Below are 25102 nucleotides of genomic sequence, written 5' to 3' on the forward strand. Positions count from 1 at the left end.
CTCACGCTCCCGAGACGGCGAGGACGACGGCGACCGTGAGGACCACGGTTCCGGCGAGCAGCGCGCTCACATAGGTCTGGAGGTTGCCGGTCTGGGCGCGCCGGACGGCCGCGCCCAGCAGCCTGGGCAGGGCGGCGGCGCCGCGGACGTAGGTCTCGACGACCTCGCGGTCCAGGAAGCGCACCAGCGAGGCCGCGGCGGTCACCGGGCGGACGAAGGCGGCGCGGTACAGGGCGTCCAGGTGGAAGCCGGCGGCCGCGTGGCGGTGCAGCGGGCCCAGCAGCAGCCGGCCGGGGTCGGCGGGGTCCGGTGCGTCGGCGACGTCGCCGTAGGCGGGCGTGTGGCTCGCGATGGCCTCCGCCTCGACCTGGCCGGGGTCGGCGTCCGGGTGGGCGGCGACCGCGCCGAGCGGGGCGCCGATCGCGAAGGCGGTGGTGTGCCGCCAGGTCGCGTAGGTGATGACGCCGCCGACCAGGGCGATGCCGGTGGCCAGGAGGGAGGTGGCCCAGCCGGGGGCGAGGGAGTCGCCGCCGAACCAGTCGGGCAGCACGCCGTAGGCGGCGCCGAGCGCGAGGGAGGGCACGGCCAGGACCCACAGGACGGCGGTCATGGTGAAGGGCTGCCTGCCGTGCGCGGGGGCCTCGGCACCGCGCCCGCGGAAGGCCCGCAGCCACAGGCGCGTCGCGTAGGCGGCGGTCAGCAGGGCGGTGAGCAGGCCGGCCGTCAGCACGATCCACCCGGCGGCGACCGGGCCGCCGTCCCCGGTGGCCGCGTGCTCGGCGGCGACCAGCACGGCCTCCTTGGAGAAGAAGCCGCTGAACGGCGGGATCGCGGCCAGCGCGAGCAGGCCGATCGTCATCGTCCAGTAGGCGTCCGGCACCCGGGCGCGCAGGCCGCTCATGCGGGACATGGCGGCCAGGGAGTTGGTGCCGGCGGCGTGGATCAGCACGCCCGCCGTGAGGAACAGCAGCGCCTTGAAGGCGCCGTGGGTGAGGAGGTGGAACGCGGCGGCGGAGCGGTCGCCGGCGGCCAGCGCGCCGGTCATGTAGCCGAGCTGCCCGATGGTCGACCAGGCCAGGACGCGCTTGACGTCGTCCTGCGCCAGGGCGGCGAGCGCGGAGCCGGCCATGGTGACGGCGGCCATCACGGCCAGCACCACCATGGCGGCCTGGGACGCCTGGAAGAGCGGGAGGAGCCGGGCCACGAAGTAGATGCCGGCGGCGACCATGGTGGCGGCGTGGATCAGCGCGGAGACGGGCGTGGGGCCCGCCATCGCGTCGGGCAGCCAGGTGTGCAGCGGGAACTGGGCCGACTTGCCCGCCACACCGGCCAGCAGCAGCAGGGCGATCAGGGTGGGGTGGTCGATCCGTTCGACGGCGGCCAGGATCTCGGTGATCCGGAAGGAGCCGGCGTCGGCGGCCAGCGCGAACAGACCGATCAGGAACGGGACGTCACCGGCCTTGGTGACCAGGAAGGCCTTGAGGGAGGCGGCGCGCGCCTCGGGGGTCTCCCAGTAGTGACCGACCAGGAAGTAGGAGCAGATGCCCATGACCTCCCAGCCGACCAGCAGCACCATCAGGTCGCCGGTGTAGACGACCAGCAGCATGGCGGCGGTGAAGAGGGAGACCAGCGCCGCGTAGGAGGGGTAGCGGGCGTCGTGGCGGAGGTAGCCGGTGGAGTAGATCTGCACGCAGGCCGCGACCAGGGTGACCAGGACGGCGGCGAGGGCCGCGAAGCCGTCGACGTGCAGGGCCAGCTCGATCGGCACCGAGCCGGTCGGGGTCAGTTCGGTCACGGCGTCGATCGGCTTCCCGCCGCCCTGGCGCCAGGCGACGGTCGCGGCGAGGCCGAGGGAGGCGAGCACCGGCAGCACCGCGAGCGGCCGGGTGAAGCCGGGGGCGACGCGGCCGAGCAGCAGTCCGGCGACGGCGCCGAGGAGCGGCAGCAGCGGGACGAGGACGGCCAGGGTGATCGTGCTCATGCGGTGGCCTCGGCCTTCTCGCCCGTCGCGGTCCCGCCCGGGCCGGCGGAGCCCGCGCCCGCACCCGAGCCGTCGGAACCGCCGTCGCCGCCGTCGCCGTCCGTGCGGCCGCGCTCGGTGGTGTCGCGGAGGCGGTCGATGTCGGCGGTGCCGCGGTTGCGGTACACGGCGAGGACGATGGCCAGGCCGATGCCGATCTCGGCCGCGGCGATGGCGATGGTGAACAGGGTCAGCGCCTGCCCGGAGTGGAGGGTGTCGTGAGGCAGCGCGGACCGGGCGGCGCGGCTCAGCCAGGCGTCGAAGGCGACGAGGTTGAGGTTGACGGCGTTGAGCATCAGCTCGACCGACATCAGCACCAGGATCGCGTTGCGGCGCGCGAGGACGCCGTAGACGCCGGTGCAGAAGAGCAGCGCGGACAGGACGGCGGGATACGCGAGGTGCATCAGCGCTCGTCTCCTTCGGCGGCCCTCTTGCGGGACAGGACGATGGCGCCGACCAGCGCGGCCAGCAGCAGCACCGAGAGCGCCTCGAAGGGCAGCACCCAGTGCTGGAAGAGGGACTCGCCGGTGGCCTTCGTGGTGCCGGCGGAGGCGCCGTCCAGCTCGATCCAGGTGGTGCGGAAGGCGTCGACGACCACCCAGACCAGGGCGGCCGCCGCGGCCACGGCCACGCCGAGGGCGACCCCGCGGTTGCCGGAGTCGGCGTCCGGGGAGCGGCCGATGGGCGCGCGGGTGAGCATCAGGCCGAAGAGGAGCAGCACGACCACCGAGCCGATGTAGATCAGCACCTGCACCCAGGCGATGAACTCGGCGGTGAGCAGCAGGTACTCGACGGCGAGGCCGCCGAGCGCCACCACCAGCCACAGGGCCGCGTGCACCAGCCGGCGGGTGGTCACGCTGACGATCGCGGAGCCCAGGGTGACCACGCCGACCAGGACGAACGCGATCTCCACCCCGGTGGGCGAGAGGAATCCGTGACTCACGGGGCCTGCCCCTCCTCCGGCGCGTCCGCCTGCGTCCCCGCCCCGGCCCCGGTCTGCCGCAGCTTGTCCGCCGTCCTGCGCGCCGCGGCGATCTCCTTCGGCTCCTCCGCGCCGGGGTCCAGTGCGGGCGGGGCCGGGACGGTCCACATCCACTCGCGGAGTTTGTCCCGCTCGTGGGTGAGCTCGCGGATGTCCGTCTCGGCGTACTCGAACTCCGGGGACCAGAACAGCGCGTCGAAGGGACAGACCTCGATGCAGATCCCGCAGTACATGCACAGCGCGAAGTCGATGGCGAACCGGTCGAGGACGTTGCGCTGCCGCTCGCGGCCGCCGGGCGCGGCCGGGGGGACCGTCTCCTTGTGGGAGTCGATGTAGATGCACCAGTCCGGGCACTCGCGGGCGCACAGCATGCAGACCGTGCAGTTCTCCTCGAACAGGCCGATCACCCCGCGGGTGCGGGGGGCGAGTTCGGGCTGGACGTCGGGGTACTGCGCGGTGACGTTCTTGCGCATCATCGTGCGCAGCGTGACGGCCAGTCCCTTGGCCAGCCCGCTGCCGGGGACTCCGGAGGACGCCGAGGCCGACGGCATTACGGGATCACCACCTTGACGACGCCGGTGAGGGCGATCTGGGCGAGGGCGAGCGGAACCAGGAAGGTCCATGACAGCTTCTGCAACTGGTCCTCCCGCAGCCGGGGATAGGTGACGCGGAGCCAGATGACCACGAAGGCCAGGACGGCGGTCTTCAGCAGCGTCCAGAACCAGCCGAGGCCGTCACCGCCGAACGGGCCCTGCCAGCCGCCGAGGAACAGCACCGTGGTCAGGCCGCAGAGGACGACGATGCCCGCGTACTCGGCGAGCAGGAAGAACGCGAAGCGCAGGCCGGTGTACTCGGTGTACGCACCGAAGATGATCTCCGAGTCGGCCACCGGCATGTCGAACGGCGGGCGCTGGAGCTCGGCGAGACCGGCCACGAAGAAGACGATCGCGCCCACGATCTGCCAGGGCAGCCACCACCACTCGAAGGCGTCGGCGATGCCGGTGAGCGAGACGGTGCCGGCCGCCATGGCCACGGAGGCCGCCGCGAGCAGCATGGGGAGCTCGTAGGAGAGCAGCTGGGCGGCCGTGCGGAGGCCGCCGAGCAGGGAGAACTTGTTCGCCGACGCCCAGCCGGCCATCAGCGAGCCGAGGACTCCGACGCCCATCACGGCGAGGGCGAAGAAGATGCCTGCGTCGACGGCCTGGCCCACGGCGTCGCCGGGGCCGAGCGGGATGACCAGCAGGACCAGCAGGTACGGGAGGAGGGCGACGGCGGGGGCCAGCTGGAAGACGCGGCGGTCGGCGCCGGCCGGGACGACGTCCTCCTTCTGCACGAACTTCACGCCGTCGGCGACGAGCTGGGCCCAGCCGTGGAAGCCGCCGGCGTACATCGGGCCGAGGCGGCCCTGCATGTGGGCCATCACCTTGTGTTCGGTCTGGCCCACGACCAGGGGGAGGACCAGGAAGGCGACGAGGACGGCGAGCAGGCGCAGGGTGACGTCGAGCGCGTCGGTCACTGTCCGCCTCCCTCGGGGTCGTCGGTCCGTCGTTCGTCGTCGCGGCGTTCGTCGGGGCGTTCGTCGTCGGGGCGTTCGTCGTCCGGGCGTTCGTCGTCCGGGCGTTCGTCGTCCGGGCGTTCGTCGTCCGGGCGTTCGTCGTCGCCGCCGGTGGAGCCGTCCGGCTCCTGGAAGGCGGGCTTGGCGTGGTGCCACGGGGCGTCCGGGCTGCGGGGCGCGGATCGCGGCCGGCGGGGCGGCCGGGGTGACTCCTCGGCGGGGGTCTCCCCTTCCGCCCGCTGCGACGCGGACCCGCCCGAGGCGGACCGGGCCCGTCGCGGGCCCGCAGGACGCGGCCCTTCGGCGCCGGTGGGCTCCGCACGCCGCGGGTGCGCCCCGTCGGCCGGGCCTCCCGGCTCCTCGGCGGGCGCGGCGCCCGCCGCCTCGTCCCGCTGCGACGCGGAACCCCCGGCCGCACTCCGCGCACGCCGCGGACCCGCCGGAGCCGCCGGAGCCGCCGGCTCCTCGACCGCGCCGCCCGCCTCGCCCCGCTGCGAGGCGGAGCCCTGGGAGACGCTGCGGCTGCGGCGCGGGGCCGCCGGGGTGTCGGCGGAGGGGGCGGAAGGAGCGGCAGGCGCCGCCGCGGAGGCGGAGCCCTCCGCGGCGGTGCGGGTGCGGCGGGGGCGGTCGGCTCCCGCCGCGCGGGCGGCGCCCCGGGCCGGGGCGGCCGGGAGGGTGCCCTTCAGCGGGCCCCACTCGTTCGGGTCCGGCACCCCCGGCGGCAGCATCTGCCGCCGCCTGGGCCCACCGTGGTCCGCACCCGCCGCCGGCTCTCCCGGCTCCTTGGCCCCCGGCCACGCCTTGGCCACCCGCGCCGCCAGGACGAAGTCCTTCCGCAGCGGGTGCCCCTCGAACCCCTCCGGCAGCAGCAGCGGCTCCAGCCCGGGGTGGCCCTCGAACCGCACGCCGAACATCTCGTGGGTCTCCCGCTCGTGCCAGGCCGCGCCCGCGTAGACCTCGACCGCGGTGGCCAGCACCGGGGCGTCGTGCGGCACGGTGGTGCGCAGCAGCAGCCGCCGCACCGGCCCGAGGGCGACCACGTGGGCGCAGACCCGGAAGCCGGCGCCCGGCTCGTCGACCGCGCTCAGCCAGTCGAAGAAGGTGCACCCGAGCCGGTCCCGGGCCACGGTCAGCGCCTCGGTCCAGGAACCCGGCGGGACGTCGACGGTCAGGACCTCGTACGACTCGTGCGCCTCGGCCCCGTCGCCGAAGAGCGCGTCCGCCGGCTCCGGCAGCCACCCGTCGCTCATCGCGCCTCGTCCCCCTCCGCGGCCGGCGGCCGGATCAGCCCGCTGTTCAGGGCCGCGGCGGAGGGGCGCGGTGCCGCGCCGCCCTTGCCGTACCGCTCCCCCAGCGACTCGCGGGCGATCTTCTCCTGGAGCTTGATGATCCCCTGCAGCAGCGCCTCGGGCCGCGGCGGGCAGCCCGGCACGTAGACGTCGACGGGGACGATCTGGTCGACGCCCTTGGTGACCGAGTACGAGTCCCAGTACGGGCCGCCGCAGTTGGCGCAGGCGCCGAAGGAGATGACGTACTTCGGCTCCGGCATCTGTTCGTAGAGCCGCTTCACCGCGGGCGCCATCTTGTCGGTGACGGTGCCGGAGACGACCATCAGGTCGGCCTGGCGCGGCCCCGGCGCGAACGGGATGACGCCCAGACGCATGAAGTCGTGCCGCGACATCGACGCGGCGATGAACTCGATGGCGCAGCAGGCGAGCCCGAAGTTGAAGACCCAGAGCGAGTAGCGGCGGCCCCAGTTGAGGACCACCTTCATCGGCTCGGGAGCGAGGCGGGACAGCACGCCCAGCCTCCTGGGCTCGGGCAGCGGCGTCGGCTCGGGGACCATCACCGGCTCGGGCGCGGAATCGTCACCGGCGGCCGCGCCGTCCGGGGCGGTGGCAGGGTTCACGTCCACTCCAGGACGCCCTTCCTGTAGGCGTACAGCAGGCCCACGGCGAGGAAGCCGAGGAAGAGGAACATCTCCACGAGGGTGGCGGCGCCGTACCCCGGCGCGTCGAAGACGGTCGCCCAGGGGAAGAGGAACACCGAGTCCACCGCGAAGATCACGTAGAGGAACGCGTAGACGTAGTAGCGGACCTGGGTGTGCGCCCAGCCCTCGCCGACGGGGTCGACGCCGCACTCGTAGGTGAGCAGTTTCTCGGGCGTGGGCACCACCGGCCGCAGCAGGCGTGCCGCGCCGAAGGCGACGGCGACGAACAGCACCCCCACCACGGCGAGGAGGCCGACGACCGAGTAGGACGGGAAGTAGTCGGGCACCTCGGTCCTCGCTCCTCACGTCAGGTTGCCTCGGAAACATGCGCAACGGGAGTCTAGGCCCTGGGCCCTCGCCCCGGTCCGGGTGCGGTGGTGGGGTTTCGGTCGTGGACCGGGCGGCGCGGCCCGGGCCGGGAGGTCCCCGTGGAGCCCCCGGGGGTGGGGTTTTCCCCCGTAGGGGTCGGCGGGCCGCCTCATGGCGCGGGGATGTCCCCGCGCGGCAGTCTGGCCCCATGACCACCGAACCGACACCGGCCCCGGTCCCGGCCCCGGTCCCGCCGCCCCCGGCCCACCAGCCCGCCCGGTCGCCGGGCCGGCCCTCGGTCCAGCCGCCGGCTCAGCACCCGGTCCAGCCGCCGGCCCAGCTCCCGAACGACGACCGGCTCCAGGACGACGACCGGCTCCCGGCGGCCCGCCTGGCCTACGACGCCTACACGTGGCGGGAGATCGCCTACCTGCTGAGCAACTTCCCGGTGACCGTGGTGGGCTTCACCTACGTCGCGGTGGTGCTGCCGACCGGCGCCGGGTTGGCCGTCACCGCGATCGGGCTGCCCCTGCTGGCGCTGTCGCTGATGGGCGCCCGGCTGCTGGGCCGGCTGGAACGCGGCCGGGCGCGCGGCCTGCTGAAGCTCCGGATCGACGAGCCGAGCCCGCTGAGCTCGCACAGCCGCTCCGGCAACTTCTTCACCCGTCTGTGGACGGCGCTCAAGGACCCGGTGGGCTGGCGGTCCATGCTGTACCACCTGGTCCGGCTGCCCTGGGGCGTCCTCACCTTCACGGTGACGCTGACCGGCCTGTTCGTGCTGTGGCCGGTGCTCCCCTACGTGGTCCGCGGGATGACGGCGGTGGACCGGGCCATGGTCCGCGGGCTGCTCTCGCCGTCCCCGGACCTGGAGCGGCGGATCGCCGAACTGGAGTCGGACCGCGGCGTGGTGGTGGACACCGCGGCCGCCGACCTGCGCCGCATCGAGCGCGACCTGCACGACGGCGCCCAGGCCAGGCTGGTCAACCTGGCGATGGGGCTGGGTCTCGCCAAGGAGAAGCTGCTGGAGGACCCGGAGGCCGCGGCCGCCATGGTCGACGAGGCGCACGGCGAGGTGAAACTGGCCCTGCGGGAGCTGCGCGACCTGGCCCGCGGCATCCACCCGGCGGTCCTCACCGACCGCGGCCTGGACGCGGCGCTCTCCTCGGTGGCGTCCCGCTGCACGGTCCCGGTGCGGGTGTCGGTGGACCTCCCGACCCGGCCGGCCGAGGCCCTCGAGGGCATCGCCTACTTCACCGTCTCCGAGCTGCTGCAGAACGTCAGCAAGCACAGCGCGGCGCGCGGCGCCACGGTGGAGGTGTGGCGCGCCGAGGACCGGCTGATGCTCCAGGTGCGCGACGACGGCCGGGGCGGGGCCCGCCCGGACGCCGGCTCCGGTCTGGCGGGGCTGGCCGAGCGGCTGGACGCGGTGGACGGCGTGCTCGTCGTCGACTCCCCGGAGGGCGGCCCCACCACGGTCACCGCCGAACTGCCCTGGCGGGACCGGCCCGTCACGTACCCGAAGGAAGGCTGACGTCATGACCGCCGTCCACCCGTACAGGCGTGCCGCGCGCCGGCCCGCCGTGCTGGCCCCGCTGATGGAGCCGGCGACCCCGCTGGCCGTGCTCCACTCGCTGCTGAACCTTCCGGTGGCGATCGTGCTGTTCACCTACGTGGTGACGGCCGTGTCGCTGGGCGCCGGGCTGCTGGTCACCGTCGTCGGGCTCCCGGTGCTGGTGCTGGCCCTGGCCGGCTGCCGCCTGCTGGGCGCCGCCGAGCGGGTCCGGGTGCGGCTGCTGCTGGGCGAGCGGGTGCCCGCCCCCGAGCCGCTGGCTCCGCGCGGGGACTCGCCGCGGCCGATCGCCTGGTGCGGCGCGGTGCTGCGCAGCGGGGCGACCTGGCGGCAGGCGCTGTACGCGCTGGTCCACCTGCCGTGGGCGGTGGTCTCGTTCACCGTGACGGTGACCCTGTGGTCCCTCGGCCTCGGCATGCTGTCGATGCCGCTCTGGTACTGGACGCTGCCGGCCGACGACCGGGCGATCCACTTCCTGGACGAGGCCGGCCCGGCCTGGCTGGGGTCGACGCCGGTGGAGCTCGCCGTGGCCTGCCTGCTGGGCGCGGTGGTCACCCTGGCGGCCGCCTGGGCGGTGCGCGGCATGGCGGTGGTCGACACGGTGCTGGCGCGTGGCCTGCTCGGGCCGTCGGGGCGGACGAGGTCGTAGACCCGGGGGACGGACGGCGGCGGGGGCGGAAAACGCCCCCGCCGCCGTCCGGTTGCTGAAATGCTGGGCCGGTGGAAACTGTGCAGGTGCAGGACGCGGAGGACGACAGGGTGCGGGTGGTCATCGCCGAGGATTCGGTGCTGCTGCGGGAGGGACTGACGCGGCTGCTCACCGACCGGGGCCACGAGGTGGTCGCGGGGGTCGGCGACGGGGAGGGGCTGGTGAAGACGGTCACCGATCTCGCCGCCCGGGGGGAACTGCCGGACGTGGTGGTGGCCGACGTGCGGATGCCGCCCACCCATACGGACGAAGGCGTGCGGGCGGCCGTCCGCATCCGTGCGGACCACCCCGGGGTGGGGGTGCTGGTCCTGTCGCAGTACGTGGAGGAGCGGTACGCCACCGAGCTGCTGGCGAGCTCCAGCCGGGGCGTGGGGTACCTGCTGAAGGACCGGGTCGCCGACGTGCGCGAGTTCACCGACGCGGTGGTCCGGGTGTCCCGGGGCGGGACGGCGCTGGACCCTGAGGTGGTGGCCCAGCTCCTCGGACGCAGCCGCCGGCAGGACGTCCTGGAGGGTCTGACCCCGCGCGAGCGGGAGGTCCTGGGGCTGATGGCGGAGGGACGCACCAACGCGGCGATCGCCCGCAGGCTCGTCGTCAGCGACGGCGCGGTGGAGAAGCACGTCAGCAACATCTTCATGAAGCTGGGCCTGGCCCAGAGTGACGGGGATCACCGCCGGGTTCTAGCAGTACTCAGGTACCTGAACACATGACCGATGTCACTCTGGATCGAGGAGGCCGTTGTCGACACGTTGTCAACAGGCCGGTTCTCCTCGCGCTCCGCACCATCTGGTGCAGAGCGAATGACATAGGAAGGCAGCCCTTACAGACTTAGGGTTGAAGTGGGAGCGGCCGGCCGAAGGCGGCTCCCACCCATGCCGCCCAGGGAGGTCCAGTTCAGTGACCAGCCAGGTCAGTACAGAGCGTGAACCGGCAGTGGTGAAGGACGTCCGCCGGCTGGAACGGGTGGTCATCCGGTTCGCGGGTGACTCGGGTGACGGGATGCAGCTCACCGGCGACCGTTTCACCTCGGAGACGGCGTCCTTCGGCAACGACCTGTCGACCCTGCCCAACTTCCCCGCCGAGATCCGCGCCCCCGCAGGCACCCTCCCGGGCGTCTCCTCCTTCCAGCTCCACTTCGCGGACCACGACATCCTCACTCCCGGCGACGCGCCGAACGTGCTGGTCGCCATGAACCCGGCCGCGCTGAAGGCCAACCTCGCCGACCTGCCGCGGGGCGCGGAGATCATCGTCAACACCGACGAGTTCACCTCCCGCGCCCTGCAGAAGGTCGGCTACGCCGTCGATCCGCTGGACGACGGCACGCTCGACGGCTACCAGGTGCACCCGGTGCCGCTCACCACCCTGACGGTGGAGGCGCTCAAGGAGTTCGGCCTCACCCGTAAGGAGGCCGAGCGCAGCAAGAACATGTTCGCGCTCGGACTGCTGAGCTGGATGTACCACCGGCCGACCGAGGGCACCGAGGCGTTCCTGCGGAAGAAGTTCGCGAAGAAGCCGCAGATCGCCGAGGCGAACATCGCGGCATTCCGGGCGGGCTGGAACTTCGGCGAGACGACGGAGGACTTCGCCGTCTCCTACGAGGTGGCCCCGGCGTCGAAGGCGTTTCCGCCCGGCGTCTACCGCAACATCTCGGGCAACCTGGCGCTGTCCTACGGCCTGGTGGCCGCCGGGCGGCAGTCCGGGCTGCCGCTCTACCTGGGCTCGTACCCGATCACCCCGGCCTCGGACATCCTGCACGAGCTGAGCCGGCACAAGAACTTCGGCGTGCGCACCTTCCAGGCCGAGGACGAGATCGCCGGCATCGGGGCGGCGCTCGGCGCGGCCTTCGGCGGCTCGCTGGCGGTCACCACGACCTCCGGGCCGGGTGTGGCGCTGAAGTCGGAGACGGTGGGCCTCGCCGTCTCGCTGGAGCTGCCGCTGCTGATCGTGGACATCCAGCGCGGCGGGCCTTCGACCGGTCTGCCCACCAAGACGGAGCAGGCGGACCTGCTCCAGGCGATGTACGGCCGCAACGGCGAGGCGCCGGTCCCGGTGGTCGCCCCGCAGACCCCGGCGGACTGCTTCGACGCGGCGCTGGAGGCGGCCCGGATCGCGCTGACCTACCGCACCCCGGTCTTCCTGCTCTCCGACGGCTACCTCGCCAACGGCAGCGAGCCGTGGCGGGTGCCGGACGTGGAGGACCTGCCGGACCTGCGGGTGGAGTTCGCCGACGGGCCGAACCACACCACCGAGGACGGCGTCGAGGTCTTCTGGCCGTACAAGCGCGACCCCGAGACGCTGGCGCGCCCCTGGGCGGTGCCGGGCACGCCCGGTCTGGAGCACCGGATCGGCGGCATCGAGAAGCAGGACGGCACGGGCAACATCTCCTACGACCCGGCCAACCACGAGTTCATGGTCCGCACCCGCCAGGCCAAGATCGACGGCATCGCGGTGCCCGACCTCGAGGTCGACGACCCGGACGGCGACGCCCGGATCCTGGTGCTCGGCTGGGGCTCCACCTACGGCCCGATCACGGCGGCGGTCCGCCGGCTGCGCGGCATCGGCCACCCGGTCGCCCAGGCGCACCTGCGGCACCTGAACCCGTTCCCCGCCAACCTGGGCGAGGTGCTGCGGCGCTACGACAAGGTCGTGGTCCCGGAGATGAACCTGGGCCAGCTCGCCTCACTGATCAGGTCGAAGTACCTGGTCGACGCCCGCTCCCACACCCAGGTCAACGGCATGCCGTTCAAGGCGGAGCAGCTTGCCGCGGCGCTGAAGGAGGAACTCGATGCCTGAGACGTCCGAGACGGCCGCATCCGGCAACGCCCTGCTGTCGCTGGTCCCCAAGGCGGTCGGCAGGCAGTCCATGAAGGACTTCAAGTCGGACCAGGAGGTCCGCTGGTGCCCCGGCTGCGGCGACTACGCGATCCTCGCCGCCGTGCAGGGCTTCATGCCGGAGCTGGGGCTGGCGAAGGAGAACATCGTCTTCGTCTCCGGCATCGGCTGCTCCTCCCGCTTCCCCTATTACATGAACACCTACGGGATGCACTCCATCCACGGGCGCGCCCCGGCCATCGCGACGGGGCTGGCCACCTCGCGGCAGGACCTGAGCGTGTGGGTGGTCACCGGTGACGGCGACGCGCTCTCCATCGGCGGCAACCACCTGATCCACGCCCTGCGCCGCAACGTCAATCTGAAGATCCTCCTCTTCAACAACCGGATCTACGGACTGACCAAGGGCCAGTACTCCCCCACCTCCGAGCTCGGCAAGATCACCAAGTCGACGCCGATGGGCTCGCTGGACGCCCCCTTCAACCCGGTGTCCCTGGCGCTGGGCGCGGAGGCGACCTTCGTGGCGCGGACGGTGGACTCCGACCGCAAGCACCTCACCGAGGTGCTCCGGCAGGCGGCCGCCCACGAGGGCACGGCGCTGGTGGAGATCTACCAGAACTGCAACATCTTCAACGACGGCGCCTTCGACGTGATCAAGGACCGGGAGAAGGCCCAGGAGGCGGTGATCCGCCTCGAGCACGGGCGGCCCGTCCGGTTCGGGGTGGACGACTCCAAGGGCGTCGTCCGCGACCGGGCGACCGGCGACCTGGTGGTCGTCGACGTCACCCCGGAGAACGAGGCCGACGTGCTGGTCCACGACGCGCACGCCGCCTCGCCGACCACCGCGTTCGCGCTGTCCCGGCTGGCCGACCCGGACACCCTGCACCACACGCCGATCGGCGTGCTGCGGTCGGTGGGCCGGCCGGTCTACGACACGCTGATGGCGCGGCAGCTCGAGGACGCCGTCGAGCGGCAGGGCGAGGGCGACCTGGGCGCCCTGCTGGCGGGCAGCGACACCTGGACCGTCGCCGGCTGAGACCCCCGCACCCCGGCGCACCCCGCATGTCAGGACCGTATGTCGATACGGGAATGACAGGCGGGGTGCTCGGCGTTACCTTCCGGATGGTGCCGACGCTGTGGGAGCGAGGCAGCCAGAAGGAGGAGAGATGGCACAGCCGGCGCCCCGGAGCGAGAACCGGATCGGCCTGTTGAACGGATTCGCCGCCTACGGCATGTGGGGCCTGGTCCCCCTGTTCTGGCCGCTGCTCAAGCCCTCGGGGGCGATCGAGATCCTCGCGCACCGGATGATCTGGTCGCTGGTGCTGGTCGGCCTGATCCTGCTGGTGGTGCGCCGCTGGGCCTGGGCGGGCGAGCTGATACGCCGGCCCCGCAAGCTCGCGCTGATCGCCCTGGCCGCGACGGTGATCACCGTCAACTGGGGCGTCTACATCTGGGCGGTCAACGCCGGCCAGGTGGTGGAGGCGTCCCTCGGCTACTTCATCAACCCGCTGGTCACCATCGCCCTCGGCGTGCTCCTCCTCAAGGAGCGGCTGCGGCCCGTGCAGTGGGCGGCGGTCGGCGTCGGCGCCGCCGCCGTGGTGGTGCTGACCGTCGGCTACGGCCGCCTGCCGTGGATCTCGCTGACCCTGGCCTTCTCCTTCGCCGCCTACGGCCTGGTCAAGAAGAAGGTGAACATCGGCGGCCTGGAGTCGATGGCCGCCGAGACCGCGATCCAGTTCCTGCCCGCCCTCGGCTACCTGCTGTGGCTGAGCTCGCGGGGCGACTCCACCTTCGCCACCGAGGGAGCCGGGCACGCCGCGCTGCTGGCCGCCACCGGCGTGGTCACCGCGATCCCGCTGATCTGCTTCGGCGCCGCCGCCATCCGGGTGCCGCTGTCCACGCTGGGCCTGCTGCAGTACCTGGCGCCGGTCTTCCAGTTCGGACTGGGCGTCCTCTACTTCCACGAGGCCATGCCGCCGGAGCGCTGGGCCGGCTTCTCCCTGGTGTGGCTGGCGCTCACCCTGCTCACCTGGGACGCGCTGCGCACCGCCCGCCGCTCCGCCCGCGCCCTGCGCGCGGCGGCGGCCGCGGCGGTCGCCGTGTCCCCGCAGGACCCGGCGGCGCCGCAGGAGGGGGCGGCGGCCTTCCCGAGGCCCGCGGCGACCGTGGAGTCCACCGGGACGACGCGGGAGCGCACGGGCTGATCGTCCATTCCGGTTGCGTGCGCCCTCGCACCACCCGTAAGAGTGGTGCCATGACGGAATCCGCGGTGCCTGTCCACTGGAAGCTCGTCGTCGACGCAGCCGACCCGCACGCCCTGGCCGACTTCTGGGCGGCCGCCCTGCGCTACGTCCCGGAGGACAACGGTCCCCTGGTCGAGAAGCTGCTGAGCGCCGGCGTGGTGCCCGCCGAGGCCACCCTGGAGTGGCGGGGCCGCGCCGCCTGGCGGAACCTCGCGGCGGTCCGGCACCCGGAGGACCCGCACGACGAGGAGTCCGGCACGGGCCTGGGGCGGCGGTTGCTGTTCCAGCGCGTCCCGGAGCCGAAGACCGGCAAGAACCGCCTCCACCTGGACCTGCACCCCGGGAACGGCGCGCGTGAGGCCGAGGTCGAGCGGCTGACCGCGCTGGGCGCCCGGGTGCTGCGCGAGGTCCGCGAGCAGGGCGGCGCCTGGACGGTCATGTACGACCCCGAGGGCAACGAGTTCTGCGTCCACTGACCTCCGCCGCGCGGCGGACCGGGAGGCGGGGCCTGTGGACAACTCCTGGGCCGTCGGTCCGTCCGCCTATGGTGGAGGAAGGTCTACAGGGACGGGCGGTACAGGTGTGACCACGGCAACGGTGACGGAGACGGACGCGGGCGGCCGCGCGCTCGAGGCGCTGCGCAAGGTCTTCGGCTACGAGTCCTTCCGCGGCGAGCAGCAGGCCGTGGTCGACCACGTCGTCTCCGGCGGGGACGCGGTGGTGCTGATGCCCACCGGCGGCGGCAAGTCGCTCTGCTACCAGATCCCCGCTCTGGTCCGCCCCGGGACCGGCGTGGTGGTCTCCCCGCTGATCGCCCTGATGCAGGACCAGGTCGACGCCCTGCGCGCGGCGGGCGTGCGGGCCGGCTTCCTCAACTCCACCCAGGACTTCGACGAGCAGCGGCTGGTCGAGGCACAGTTCCAGGCCGGCGAGCTGGACCTGCTCTACCTCGCCCCCGAGCGGCTGCGCCTGGAGTCCACCCTCAACCTGCTCTCCCGCGGGCGGATCTCCCTCTTCGCCATCGACGAGGCCCACTGCGTCGCCCAGTGGGGCCACGACTTCCGCCCCGACTACCTGGCGCTGTCCGTGCTGGGCGAGCGCTGGCCCGACGTGCCGCGGATGGCCCTGACGGCGACGGCCACCCGGGCGACGCACGAGGAGATCACCCGGCGGCTCGGCCTCGGCTCCGCCCGGCACTTCGTCGCCGGGTTCGACCGGCCCAACATCCAGTACCGGATCGTGCCCAAGGCCGAGCCGAAGAAGCAGCTGCTGGCCTTCCTGCGCGAGGAGCACCCGGGCGACGCCGGGATCGTCTACTGCCTGTCCCGGAACTCGGTGGAGAGGACCGCCGAGTTCCTCACCGCGAACGGCATCGACGCGGTGCCGTACCACGCGGGCCTGGACGCCCGCACCCGCGCCGCCCACCAGGCGCGCTTCCTGCGCGAGGAGGGCCTGGTGGTGGTGGCCACCATCGCCTTCGGCATGGGCATCGACAAGCCCGACGTGCGGTTCGTGGCCCACCTGGACCTGCCGAAGTCGGTCGAGGGCTACTACCAGGAGACCGGTCGCGCCGGCCGTGACGGGCTGCCCTCCACGGCCTGGATGACGTACGGCCTCAACGACGTCGTCCAGCTGCGGAAGATGATCCTCTCGGGTGAGGGCGACGAGGCCTTCCGCCGCCGCGCCCAGGCCCACCTGGACGCCATGCTGGCCCTGTGCGAGACGGTCCGCTGCCGCAGGGAGCAGCTGCTCGCCTACTTCGGCCAGGAGGCCTCCGAGGAGCACTGCGGCAACTGCGACACCTGCCTCGCGCCGCCGGAGACCTGGGACGCCACCGTGGCCGCCCAGAAGGTGCTGTCCACCGTGGTCCGGCTGGAGCGGGAGCGGCGCCAGAAGTTCGGCGCGACCCAGATCACGGACATCCTGCTCGGCAAGCGCACCGCCAAGGTGATCCAGTTCGACCACGACCAGCTGTCCGTCTTCGGCATCGGGGAGGACCTGGCCGAGGGCGAGTGGCGCGGCGTCATCCGGCAGCTGCTGGCCCAGGGCCTGCTGTCGGTGGAGGGCGAGTACGGGACGCTGGTGCTGACCGCGGGCAGCGCGGCCGTGCTGCGCGGCGAGCGGCAGGTGCCGATGCGCAAGGAGCCGAAGAAGGCTCCCTCGGCGCGCGGTGAGCGCAAGGCCAAGGCCGCGGCGGCCGCGGCGGAGCTCCCCGAGGAGCTCCAGCCGGTCTTCGAGGCGCTGCGCGGCTGGCGGGCCGAGCGGGCCCGCGAGCAGGGCGTCCCAGCCTACGTGATCTTCCACGACGCGACCCTGCGGGAGATCGCGGCGGCACGCCCGTCGTCGGTGGAGGACCTGCGCGGCATCAGCGGCATCGGCGAGAAGAAGCTGGCCACCCACGGCGAGAGCGTCGTCGAGCTCCTGACCTCGCTCGACGCCTGAGAAGGCCGCCCTTCCGCGGCGCGGTCCCGCGCCGCGGAAGGGCGGCCCGGCGCGCCGCGCGGACCGCTCACTTGAGACGACCAACGCCCTATTGCACACATCCAGTTGGCGTGTCAACCCGTCACGGGGGCGCTCCGGGAGGTCCGTATTCTCTGATCATGCCCGCACCCGCCGCCTATGCGCCCCCCTCCCGCACGCTCCCCGCGTACGCCCTCGTCGCCACGGACCTGGACGGCACGCTCCTGCGCGACGACGACACCGTCTCCCCCCGCACCCGTGCGGCGCTGGGGTCGGCGGCGCGGTCGGGCGCCCGGCACCTGGTGGTGACGGGCCGGCCCGCGCCGCGGGTGCGCGACCTGCTCGCCGGGATCGGCGGCGGTTTCGCGGTGTGCGGCCAGGGCGCGCAGCTCTACGACGCGGACCGGGACCGGCTGGTGTGGTCGATGACCCTGGACCGGGAGCTGGCGGAGACCGCCCTCGGCAAGATCGAGGCCGAGGTGGGCCAGGTGTACGCGGCCGTGGACCAGGACGGCGTACAGGGGCTCACGCTGATCGAGCCGGGCTACCGGATGGCGCGGCCCACGCTTCCCGCGGTGCGGGTCGGCCGCCGCGGCGACCTGTGGGAGCGGCCCATCACCAAGGTGCTGCTGTCCCACCCGGAGCTCACCGACGACGAGCTGACCGCGGTGGCGGCCTCGGCGGTCGGCTCGCTGGCCACGGCGACGATGTCCGGCCCGGGAACGGTGGAGCTGCAGCCGCACGGGGTGACCAAGGCCACCGGGCTGGCCATGGCGGCCTCGCGGCTCGGCCTGGGACCGGAGGACGCCATCGCCTTCGGCGACATGCCGAACGACGTGCCGATGTTCCGCTGGGCCGCCCGGGGGGTGGCCATGGCCAACGCGCACCCGGAGCTGAAGGCGGTCGCCGACGAGGTCACCACGACGAACGAGGACGACGGCGTGGCCGTCGTCCTCGAGCGGTTGTTCCCCTGAGGGGTCAGTAGGCGCTGTTGACGTTGTCGATCGAGCCGTAGCGGTCGGCCGCGTAGTTGCAGGCGGCGACGATGTTGGCGACCGGGTCGAACGGCGAGGAGTCGGTGCCCTCGACGTGGTAGGCGTCGAAGGTGGGGTCGATCACCTGCAGCAGGCCCTTGGACGGGATGCCGTTGATCGCGTTGATGTCCCAGTCGTTGATGGCGAGCGGGTTGCCCGAGGACTCGCGCATCACGTTGCGGTGGATGCCGTCGTAGGTGCCCGGAATGCCGTGCTTCGCCATCACGGCGAGGGCCTCGCGGATCCAACCGTCGAGGTTGTCCTGGGTGGCGGCCAGGTGGGTGACCTTGTTGCCCGGGGCGGCCGCGGTCTGCGCGGCGGGGGTCTCGGCGGCGAAGGCGCCGCTCGCGCCCACGATCGGCGCGGCGACGACGGCCGCGGCGACGGCGAGGGCCGACACGGTACGGGTGAGACGGGACATGCGTTCTTCCTCTCCGGCGCCTGCGAGGTGAGCTGTCGGGTTCGGGCCAGAAAGGCTGCCCGGCCCGCCGCCCCGTGAGGCGGCGGGCTTCACCCCGAGCCGGTCCTGGAGGCGCGCTCGAGCGCGCTCCGGTCCGGCGGCGTACCTGGGTCCCCCGCTCCTGCCGTGCGTGGAATGGGTCTGTGGTGTGCGGGCGGCGGCAGGATTCGGCGTTCCGCCCGGCTGGCGCGAAACGTATGCGAGAGCGGATGTCCGAAACAAGTACGAACTCCGTGGATCATGATGCTTGATCATGATTGAGGGCGATTTGCCCACCTGCACCCTTCCGGCACCGCCATCTCAACTCGCCCTCACGGCGGGCGACTTCAGGCCACCGGATCCGGCCCGCCCAGCTCGCTCCCTTGTGGCCCATTTCACGGATCGACCGATGAGCGCACAAAAAGACCAAATGAGACGGCAGCCCGGCAATACCCCCTGAATCGGACATGACCTGTCCAGCCATCTGGCGGGTGGGGGCTGTCGGTGATCCAAACCCGACCGGATACGCTGAGTGGGGTGATGGCAATGACCTATCGACCAGCCGTGTGATCGTCAGCACACACCAGCAGACAGGAGACCCCTCGTGACCGTGGTCGGGCCGTTCGGGCTGAGGGTTCGGGACCAGGCGCTGGAGACCTCCGTCCAGGCAGGCATGGCGGCCGTCGAGGAAGGCCTGCTCGAAGCCACCAAGAGCGAGGTCCCGTTCATCACCGAGGCCGCGCAGCACCTCGTGAAGGCGGGCGGCAAGCGGTTCCGTCCGCTGCTCGTCATGCTCGCCGCGCAGTTCGGCGATCCGGACGCGCCGGGGATCGTGCCCTCGGCCGTGGTCGTCGAGCTCACCCATCTCGCCACGCTGTACCACGACGACGTGATGGACGAGGCCGAGGTGCGCCGCGGCGTGCCCAGCGCCAACAGCCGCTGGGACAACTCGGTGGCGGTGCTCACCGGCGACTTCCTCTTCGCCCGCGCCTCGCACATCCTGGCCGACCTCGGCCCGGAGGCGGTGCGGGTGCAGGCCGAGGCGTTCGAGCGCCTGGTCACCGGCCAGATCCTGGAGACCGCCGGTCCGTCCGCCGGGCGCTCCCCCATCGACCACTACCTTGACGTGCTGGCCGGCAAGACCGGTTCGCTGGTCGCCGTCGCCTGCCGCTTCGGCGCGATGATGTCGGGCGCCGACCACCAGGTCGTGGACGTGCTCACGCAGTACGGCGAGCGGCTGGGCGTGGCCTTCCAGCTGGCCGACGACGTCCTGGACGTCGCCTCCGACTCCTCCGACTCCGGCAAGACCCCCGGCACCGACCTGCGCGAGGGCATCCCCACGCTGCCGGTGCTGCGGCTGCGCGAGCGGGTCGCGCGACTGGGGCTGCCCGAGGACGTCGCCCTGTGCGAGCTGCTGGACTCCGACCTGTCGGACGAGGCGCGTCTGGCCGAGGCGGTCGCCCGGCTGCGGGAGCACCCCGCGCTGGAGGACGCCCGGGCGGACACCGTCCGCTACGCGCAGGAGGCCCGCGCCGCGCTGGCCCCGCTGCCGGAGTGCGAGGCCAAGGCGGCCCTCGTGCACCTCTGCGACGCCGTGGTGCACCGCGCGGGCTGATCGGCTCCACCGGCCGACCGGCACCCCGGCACCCGGCACCCGGCACCCGGCACCCGGGCCGTCAGTACACCGCCCGCCCGCGAGGCCCGCGCACCCGTACGGAACGCCGAAGGCCCGGCTCCCCCCGAGGGAACCGGGCCTTCGGCGTCGCCGGGACGCCCGCGGGTCAGCGGACGAACGTCCCCGCCTGGCTCGCCAGGTCGAGGAAGTACTGCGGCGCCACACCCAGCACGACGGTGACCGCCGCGCCCACCGCGATCGCCACGGTCGTCAGCGGTGACGCCACCGCGACCGTGGGCCCGTCCGGCTTGGGCTCGCTGAAGAACATCAGCACGATCACCCGGATGTAGAAGAACGCCGCGACCGCCGAGGACAGCACGCCGACCACCACCAGCGGGGCCGCGCCGCCCTCCGCCGCCGCCTTGAACACGGCGAACTTGCCGGCGAACCCGGAGGTCAGCGGGATGCCCGCGAAGGCCAGCAGGAAGACCGCGAACACCGCCGCCACCAGCGGCGAACGCCGCCCGAGCCCCGCCCACTTGGACAGGTGGGTGGCCTCGCCGCCCGCGTCGCGCACCAGCGTCACCACGGCGAAGGCGCCCACCGTGACGAAGGAGTACGCGGCCAGGTAGAAGAGGACCGAGGAGATCCCCTCCGGCTTCGCCGCGATCACACCGGCCAGGATGAACCCGGCGTGCGCGATGGAGGAGTAGGCCAGCAGCCGCTTGATGTCGGTCTGCGTGATGGCGACGATCGCGCCGATCACCATGGTGACCGCGGCCACGCCCCACATCACCGGCCGCCAGTCCCAGCGCAGCCCCGGCAGCACCACGTACAGCAGCCTCAGCAGCGCGCCGAAGGCCGCCACCTTGGTCGCCGACGCCATGAAGCCGGTCACCGGGGTCGGCGCGCCCTGGTAGACGTCCGGGGTCCACATGTGGAACGGCACCGCGCCCACCTTGAAGAGCAGCCCCATCGTCACCAGCGCGGCGCCCAGGAGCAGCAGCACGTCGTTGCCCATGGTGCCGGCCAGCGCCGGGCTGACCTCGCCGACCGTGCCCTCGACGACCTGGGCGATCCGGCCGTAGGAGACCGAGCCCGCGTAGCCGTAGAGCAGCGCGATGCCGAAGAGGGTGAACGCGGAGGCGAAGGCGCCCAGCAGGAAGTACTTGACCGCGGCCTCCTGCGACAGCAGCCGCTTGCGGCGGGCCAGCGCGCACAGCAGGTACAGCGGGAGGGAGAAGACCTCCAGTGCGATGAACAGGGTCAGCAGGTCGTTGGCGGCCGGGAAGACCATCATGCCGCCGACCGCGAAGAGCAGCAGCGGGAACACCTCGGTGGTGGTGAAGCCGGCCTTCACGGCCGCCTTCTCACTGTCGCTGCCGGGCACCGACGCCGCCTGCGCGGCGAAGGAGTCCACCCGGTTGCCGTGCGCCGCCGGGTCGAGGCGGCGCTCGGCGAAGGTGAACAGGGCCACCAGGCCGACCAGCAGGATCACGCCCTGCAGGAACAGCGCGGGCCCGTCCACCGCGATCGCGCCCTCCGCGGCGATGCCCGCCCGGGTGGTCGCGTGACCGCCCACCGCGAGCGCCACCACGGCGGCGAAGCCCGCGGCGAGCGCGACGGCGGAGACGAAGAGCTGCGCGTGGTAGCGGGCCCGGCGCGGCACGAAGGCCTCCACCAGGATGCCCAGCACCGCCGCGCCGATGACGATCATCACCGGTGACAGCTGCGCGTACTCGATCGTCGGGGCCGGAATCTTGGCGATCGACCCGTCCGCGGGTGCGGCCAGGTCTGTCCACAGGCCGTGGACGGCTGATGCGCTCACTTGGCCGCCTCCACCTCGGGCTCGGGGTCGTGCTGCTGCACGTCGGACATGGTGTGCCGGACCGCCGGGTTGACGAGGTCCGTGAGGGGCTGCGGGTAGACGCCCAGGAAGATCAGCAGGGCGATCAGCGGCGCCGCGACCGCGAGTTCACGCACCCGCAGATCGGGCAGCTTGGCCACCTCGGGCCTGACCGGCCCGGTCATGGTCCGCTGGTAGAGCACCAGCGTGTACAGCGCGGCCAGCACGATGCCGAAGGTGGCGATGATGCCCACCACCGGGTAGCGGGCGAAGGCGCCCACCAGCACCAGGAACTCGCTGACGAACGGGGCGAGTCCGGGCAGCGACAGGGTGGCCAGGCCACCGATCAGGAAGGTGCCGGCCAGCACCGGGGCCACCTTCTGCACCCCGCCGTAGTCGGCGATCAGGCGCGAGCCGCGGCGGGAGATCAGGAAGCCGGCCACCAGCATCAGCGCCGCCGTCGAGATCCCGTGGTTGACCATGTACAGCGTCGCACCGGACTGGCCCTGGCTGGTCATCACGAAGACGCCCAGGATGATGAAGCCGAAGTGCGAGATGGAGGCGTAGGCCACCAGCCGCTTGATGTCCCGCTGACCGACCGCCAGCAGCGCCCCGTAGACGATGCTGATCAGCGCCAGCACCAGCACCACCGGGGTGGCCCACTTGCTGGCCTCGGGGAAGAGTCCGAGGCAGAAGCGGAGCATCGCGAAGGTGCCGACCTTGTCGACCACGGCGGTGATCAGCACCGCGACCGGAGCGGTGGCCTCGCCCATGGCGTTGGGCAGCCAGGTGTGCAGCGGCCACAGCGGGGCCTTGACGGCGAAGGCGAGGAAGAAGCCGAGGAAGAGCAGGCGCTCGGTGTTCGTCCCCATCGTCAGCTCGCCGTCGGCGCGGGCGGCCAGGATGTCGGGGAGCGAGAAGCTGCCCGCGGCCACGTACAGGCCGATCACCGCGGCCAGCATGATCAGGCCGCCGGCCAGGTTGTACAGCAGGAACTTGACCGCCGCGTACGACCGCTGGGTGGCGGCCGCCTCCTCGCCGCCCTGGTGGGCGCGGTCCCCGAAGCCGCCGATGAGGAAGTACATCGGGATCAGCATGGCTTCGAAGAAGATGTAGAAGAGGAAGACGTCGGTGGCCTCGAAGGAGAGGATCACCATCGCCTCGACCATCAGGATCAGCGCGAAGAAGCCCTGGGTGGGCCGCCACCGCTTGCTCTGCGTCTCCAGCGGGTCGGCGTCGTGCCAGCCGGCCAGCACGATGAACGGGATCAGCACCGCGGTCAGCAGCACGAGCGCCACCCCGATGCCGTCCACGCCGAGTTCGTAGCGGACCCCGAAGGCCGGGATCCAGTCGTAGCTCTCGGTCAGCTGGAACCGCGCGCCGCCCGGGTCGAAGCGCACCGCGACCAGGACGGCCAGGACCAGCGTGCCCAGCGAGACGAGCAGCGCCAGCCACTTGGCGGCCTCGCGCCGCGCGGCGGGGACGGCGGCGGTGGCGACCGCCCCGAGGGCGGGCAGCACCGCCGTCGCCGTCAGCAGGGGAAAGCTCATGTCAGACCGCCCTCATCAGCAGGGTCGCGGCGACCAGGAGCGCCGTACCGCCGAACATCGAGACCGCGTAGGAGCGCGCGAAGCCGTTCTGCAGCCTGCGCATCCGCGCGGAGAGTCCGCCCACCCCGGCCGCGGTGCCGTTGACCACCCCGTCGACCAGGGTGTGGTCGACGTAGACCAGGGAGCGGGTGAGGTGCTCGCCGCCGCGGACCAGGACCACGTGGTTGAAGTCGTCCTGGTACAGGTCGCGGCGGGCCGCCCGGGTGAGCAGCGAACCGCGCGGGGCGACCGCCGGGACCGGGCGGCGGCCGTACTGGGCCCAGGCCAGGCCGACGCCGAGCACCATCACGGTGACGGTGGCGACGGTGACGACCCACGCGGCGACCGGGGGGTGGCCGTGCGCGAAGGAGGTGACCGGCTCCAGCCAGTGCACGAACCGCTCGCCGATGCCGAAGAAGGCGCCGGCGAAGACCGAGCCGAAGGCCAGCACGATCATCGGGACGGTCATCACCTTCGGCGACTCGTGCGGGTGCGGCACGCCGCCGCCGTGGTCCGCGGCGGGCTCCACGTCCGGCTGGTCGGGGGAGGCGGCGGGCAGGTTCCTCCACCGCTCCTCGCCGAAGAAGGTCATCAGCATCACGCGCGTCATGTAGAACGCGGTGATCCCGGCGCCCAGCAGGGCCACCCCGCCCAGGATCCAGCCCTGCGTGCCGCCCTTGGCGAAGGCCGCCTCGATGATCAGGTCCTTGGAGAAGAACCCGGACAGGCCCGGGAAGCCGATGATCGCCAGGTAGCCGAGGCCGAAGGTCACGAAGGTGACCGGCATGTACGTGCGCAGGCCGCCGTACTTGCGCATGTCGACCTCGTCGTTCATGCCGTGCATCACGGAGCCCGCGCCGAGGAAGAGCCCGGCCTTGAAGAAGCCGTGCGTCACCAGGTGCATGATGGCGAAGGCGTAACCGATCGGGCCGAGGCCCGCGGCCAGCACCATGTAGCCGATCTGCGACATCGTCGAGCCGGCCAGCGCCTTCTTGATGTCGTCCTTGGCGCAACCGACGATCGCACCGAAGAGCAGCGTGACCGCGCCGACGATGGTGACCACCAGTTGCGCGTCCGGCGCCGCGTTGAAGATCGCGCCGGAGCGGACGATCAGGTAGACGCCCGCGGTCACCATGGTCGCCGCGTGGATCAGGGCCGAGACCGGGGTCGGGCCCTCCATCGCGTCGCCCAGCCAGGACTGCAGCGGCACCTGGGCGGACTTGCCGCATGCGGCCAGCAGCAGCATCAGCGCGATCGCGGTGAGCGTTCCCTCGCCCGTCTTCCCCACGCCGTCGAGCACCGGCGTGAACGCGAAGGTGCCGAAGGTGGTGAACATCAGCATGATCGCGATCGACAGGCCCATGTCGCCGACCCGGTTGACCAGGAAGGCCTTCTTGGCCGCGGTGGCCGCGCTGGGCTTGTGCTGCCAGAAGCCGATCAGCAGGTAGGACGCGAGACCCACGCCCTCCCAGCCGAGGTACAGCAGCAGGTAGTTGTCGGCGAGGACCAGGATCAGCATCGCCGCGAGGAACAGGTTGAGGTAGCCGAAGAACCGGCGGCGGCGCTCGTCGTGCTCCATGTACCCGATCGAGTACACGTGGATGAGCGAGCCGACGCCGGTGATCAGCAGGACGAAGGTGATGGACAGCTGGTCCAGCCGGAACGCCACGTCCGCCTGGAAGCCCTCGACCGGGATCCAGCTGTACAGGTGCTGGACCAGGGTGCGGTCCTCCGCGCCCCGGCCCAGCAGGCCGGCGAAGAGGACGGCTCCCAGGACGAAGGAGAGGGCGGCCAGGGCGGTGCCGATCCAGTGGCCGGCCCTGTCCAGTCTCCGGCCGCCGCACAGCAGGACGGCCGCTCCGAGCAGAGGCGCCGCGATCAGCAGCGCGATCATGTTCTCCACGTCTGCGAC

22 protein-coding genes and 1 riboswitch are annotated in these 25102 nt (G+C 72.6%); of the genes, 10 read left to right on the plus strand and 12 right to left on the minus strand.

Annotated features, from left to right (window positions below; all coding sequences use genetic code 11):
- Position 1 precedes the first annotated feature (1 nt).
- Genes Sfr03f_RS17860 through Sfr03f_RS17895 form a run of 8 tightly spaced genes read right to left on the minus strand, consistent with a single transcriptional unit; the run spans position 2 to position 6834 of the window.
- Positions 2–1981 carry an NADH-quinone oxidoreductase subunit 5 family protein gene (locus tag Sfr03f_RS17860; RefSeq protein WP_108954854.1) on the minus strand — a complete coding sequence of 660 codons (1980 nt, stop codon included), beginning with the start codon at positions 1979–1981 and terminating at the stop codon, positions 2–4.
- Positions 1978–2424 carry an NADH-quinone oxidoreductase subunit NuoK gene (nuoK, locus tag Sfr03f_RS17865; RefSeq protein WP_108954855.1) on the minus strand — a complete coding sequence of 149 codons (447 nt, stop codon included), beginning with the start codon at positions 2422–2424 and terminating at the stop codon, positions 1978–1980. Before nuoK ends, Sfr03f_RS17860 begins: the two co-directional genes overlap by 4 nt.
- Positions 2424–2963 carry an NADH-quinone oxidoreductase subunit J family protein gene (locus tag Sfr03f_RS17870; protein WP_108954856.1) on the minus strand — a complete coding sequence of 180 codons (540 nt, stop codon included), beginning with the start codon at positions 2961–2963 and terminating at the stop codon, positions 2424–2426. The genes nuoK and Sfr03f_RS17870 overlap by 1 nt, the downstream gene beginning before the upstream one ends.
- Positions 2960–3553, minus strand: coding sequence for a NuoI/complex I 23 kDa subunit family protein (locus Sfr03f_RS17875; RefSeq protein WP_108954857.1), 594 nt, complete (start codon positions 3551–3553; stop codon positions 2960–2962). The genes Sfr03f_RS17870 and Sfr03f_RS17875 overlap by 4 nt, the downstream gene beginning before the upstream one ends.
- Complete coding sequence (locus Sfr03f_RS17880; RefSeq protein WP_108954858.1) at positions 3553–4518, minus strand: complex I subunit 1/NuoH family protein; 966 nt, start codon at positions 4516–4518, stop codon at positions 3553–3555. Before Sfr03f_RS17880 ends, Sfr03f_RS17875 begins: the two co-directional genes overlap by 1 nt.
- Complete coding sequence (locus Sfr03f_RS17885; RefSeq protein WP_108954859.1) at positions 4515–5807, minus strand: NADH-quinone oxidoreductase subunit C; 1293 nt, start codon at positions 5805–5807, stop codon at positions 4515–4517. The genes Sfr03f_RS17880 and Sfr03f_RS17885 overlap by 4 nt, the downstream gene beginning before the upstream one ends.
- Positions 5804–6472 carry an NADH-quinone oxidoreductase subunit B gene (locus tag Sfr03f_RS17890; protein ID WP_108954860.1) on the minus strand — a complete coding sequence of 223 codons (669 nt, stop codon included), beginning with the start codon at positions 6470–6472 and terminating at the stop codon, positions 5804–5806. Before Sfr03f_RS17890 ends, Sfr03f_RS17885 begins: the two co-directional genes overlap by 4 nt.
- Complete coding sequence (locus tag Sfr03f_RS17895) at positions 6463–6834, minus strand: NADH-quinone oxidoreductase subunit A (RefSeq protein WP_108954861.1); 372 nt, start codon at positions 6832–6834, stop codon at positions 6463–6465. The genes Sfr03f_RS17890 and Sfr03f_RS17895 overlap by 10 nt, the downstream gene beginning before the upstream one ends.
- 230 nt (positions 6835–7064) lie before the next feature.
- Between Sfr03f_RS17895 and Sfr03f_RS17900 the strand changes: the two genes are divergently transcribed.
- The 9 genes from Sfr03f_RS17900 (at position 7065) to Sfr03f_RS17940 (ending at position 17641) form a co-directional block, all read left to right on the plus strand.
- Complete coding sequence (locus Sfr03f_RS17900; RefSeq protein WP_108954862.1) at positions 7065–8387, plus strand: sensor histidine kinase; 1323 nt, start codon at positions 7065–7067, stop codon at positions 8385–8387.
- A 4-nt stretch (positions 8388–8391) separates the two neighbouring features.
- Positions 8392–9075: a sensor domain-containing protein gene (locus tag Sfr03f_RS17905; RefSeq protein ID WP_108954863.1), complete on the plus strand. Its 684-nt coding sequence runs from the start codon at positions 8392–8394 to the stop codon at positions 9073–9075.
- A 116-nt stretch (positions 9076–9191) separates the two neighbouring features.
- The gene (locus Sfr03f_RS17910; protein ID WP_170145112.1) at positions 9192–9845 is read left to right on the plus strand and encodes a response regulator transcription factor; all 654 of its coding nucleotides are present in this window, start codon (positions 9192–9194) and stop codon (positions 9843–9845) included.
- A gap of 187 nt (positions 9846–10032) precedes the next feature.
- Positions 10033–11928 carry a 2-oxoacid:acceptor oxidoreductase subunit alpha gene (locus Sfr03f_RS17915; protein ID WP_218028157.1) on the plus strand — a complete coding sequence of 632 codons (1896 nt, stop codon included), beginning with the start codon at positions 10033–10035 and terminating at the stop codon, positions 11926–11928.
- A complete protein-coding gene (locus Sfr03f_RS17920) occupies positions 11921–13000 on the plus strand; it encodes a 2-oxoacid:ferredoxin oxidoreductase subunit beta (protein WP_108954865.1) in 1080 nt (359 codons plus the stop codon). The genes Sfr03f_RS17915 and Sfr03f_RS17920 overlap by 8 nt, the downstream gene beginning before the upstream one ends.
- Positions 13001–13130: 130 nt before the next feature.
- Positions 13131–14168: an EamA family transporter RarD gene (rarD, locus tag Sfr03f_RS17925; protein WP_108954866.1), complete on the plus strand. Its 1038-nt coding sequence runs from the start codon at positions 13131–13133 to the stop codon at positions 14166–14168.
- A 50-nt stretch (positions 14169–14218) separates the two neighbouring features.
- A complete protein-coding gene (locus Sfr03f_RS17930; protein ID WP_108954867.1) occupies positions 14219–14683 on the plus strand; it encodes a VOC family protein in 465 nt (154 codons plus the stop codon).
- Positions 14684–14789: 106 nt separating this feature from the next.
- Positions 14790–16649: a DNA helicase RecQ gene (gene recQ, locus Sfr03f_RS17935; protein ID WP_108954868.1), complete on the plus strand. Its 1860-nt coding sequence runs from the start codon at positions 14790–14792 to the stop codon at positions 16647–16649.
- A gap of 158 nt (positions 16650–16807) precedes the next feature.
- Positions 16808–17641: an HAD family hydrolase gene (locus Sfr03f_RS17940; protein ID WP_108954869.1), complete on the plus strand. Its 834-nt coding sequence runs from the start codon at positions 16808–16810 to the stop codon at positions 17639–17641.
- Between the two features lie 4 nt (positions 17642–17645).
- Here Sfr03f_RS17940 and Sfr03f_RS17945 read toward each other — a convergent pair whose 3' ends face one another.
- On the minus strand, positions 17646–18122 hold the full coding sequence (locus Sfr03f_RS17945; RefSeq protein WP_108954870.1) for a transglycosylase SLT domain-containing protein: 477 nt from the start codon (positions 18120–18122) through the stop codon (positions 17646–17648).
- Between the two features lie 2 nt (positions 18123–18124).
- A riboswitch (cyclic di-AMP (ydaO/yuaA leader) is annotated at positions 18125–18313 on the minus strand.
- A gap of 431 nt (positions 18314–18744) precedes the next feature.
- Here Sfr03f_RS17945 and Sfr03f_RS17950 point away from each other — a divergent pair.
- Complete coding sequence (locus Sfr03f_RS17950) at positions 18745–19755, plus strand: polyprenyl synthetase family protein (protein WP_108954871.1); 1011 nt, start codon at positions 18745–18747, stop codon at positions 19753–19755.
- A gap of 166 nt (positions 19756–19921) precedes the next feature.
- On the opposite strand, the gene nuoN is transcribed toward Sfr03f_RS17950, so the two are convergent.
- From nuoN to nuoL, 3 genes are read right to left on the minus strand one after another with little or no spacing between them, the layout of a single operon-like run.
- Positions 19922–21583: an NADH-quinone oxidoreductase subunit NuoN gene (gene nuoN / locus Sfr03f_RS17955; RefSeq protein ID WP_108954872.1), complete on the minus strand. Its 1662-nt coding sequence runs from the start codon at positions 21581–21583 to the stop codon at positions 19922–19924.
- Positions 21580–23151, minus strand: a complete 1572-nt coding sequence (locus Sfr03f_RS17960) for an NADH-quinone oxidoreductase subunit M (RefSeq protein ID WP_108954873.1) — start codon at positions 23149–23151, stop codon at positions 21580–21582. Before Sfr03f_RS17960 ends, nuoN begins: the two co-directional genes overlap by 4 nt.
- 1 nt (position 23152) lies before the next feature.
- Complete coding sequence (gene nuoL / locus Sfr03f_RS17965) at positions 23153–25093, minus strand: NADH-quinone oxidoreductase subunit L (protein ID WP_108954874.1); 1941 nt, start codon at positions 25091–25093, stop codon at positions 23153–23155.
- Positions 25094–25102: the final 9 nt, after the last annotated feature.

It is taken from the genome of Streptomyces fragilis (genome assembly GCF_003112515.1).
Lineage (GTDB): Bacteria > Actinomycetota > Actinomycetes > Streptomycetales > Streptomycetaceae > Streptomyces > Streptomyces fragilis.

Bases quoted from the DNA above. Each gene is read 5' to 3' on its own strand.
- Sfr03f_RS17920 (WP_108954865.1), top strand. From the start codon at position 11,921: ATGCCTGAGACGTCCGAGACGGCCGCATCCGGCAACGCCCTGCTGTCG.
- rarD (WP_108954866.1), top strand. From the start codon at position 13,131: ATGGCACAGCCGGCGCCCCGGAGCGAGAACCGGATCGGCCTGTTGAAC.
- Sfr03f_RS17945 (WP_108954870.1), bottom strand. From the start codon at position 18,122: ATGTCCCGTCTCACCCGTACCGTGTCGGCCCTCGCCGTCGCCGCGGCC.
- Sfr03f_RS17900 (WP_108954862.1), top strand. From the start codon at position 7,065: ATGACCACCGAACCGACACCGGCCCCGGTCCCGGCCCCGGTCCCGCCG.
- Sfr03f_RS17860 (WP_108954854.1), bottom strand. From the start codon at position 1,981: ATGAGCACGATCACCCTGGCCGTCCTCGTCCCGCTGCTGCCGCTCCTC.
- Sfr03f_RS17905 (WP_108954863.1), top strand. From the start codon at position 8,392: ATGACCGCCGTCCACCCGTACAGGCGTGCCGCGCGCCGGCCCGCCGTG.
- Sfr03f_RS17875 (WP_108954857.1), bottom strand. From the start codon at position 3,553: ATGCCGTCGGCCTCGGCGTCCTCCGGAGTCCCCGGCAGCGGGCTGGCC.
- Sfr03f_RS17885 (WP_108954859.1), bottom strand. From the start codon at position 5,807: ATGAGCGACGGGTGGCTGCCGGAGCCGGCGGACGCGCTCTTCGGCGAC.
- Sfr03f_RS17930 (WP_108954867.1), top strand. From the start codon at position 14,219: ATGACGGAATCCGCGGTGCCTGTCCACTGGAAGCTCGTCGTCGACGCA.
- Sfr03f_RS17960 (WP_108954873.1), bottom strand. From the start codon at position 23,151: ATGAGCTTTCCCCTGCTGACGGCGACGGCGGTGCTGCCCGCCCTCGGG.
- Sfr03f_RS17940 (WP_108954869.1), top strand. From the start codon at position 16,808: ATGCCCGCACCCGCCGCCTATGCGCCCCCCTCCCGCACGCTCCCCGCG.
- nuoK (WP_108954855.1), bottom strand. From the start codon at position 2,424: ATGCACCTCGCGTATCCCGCCGTCCTGTCCGCGCTGCTCTTCTGCACC.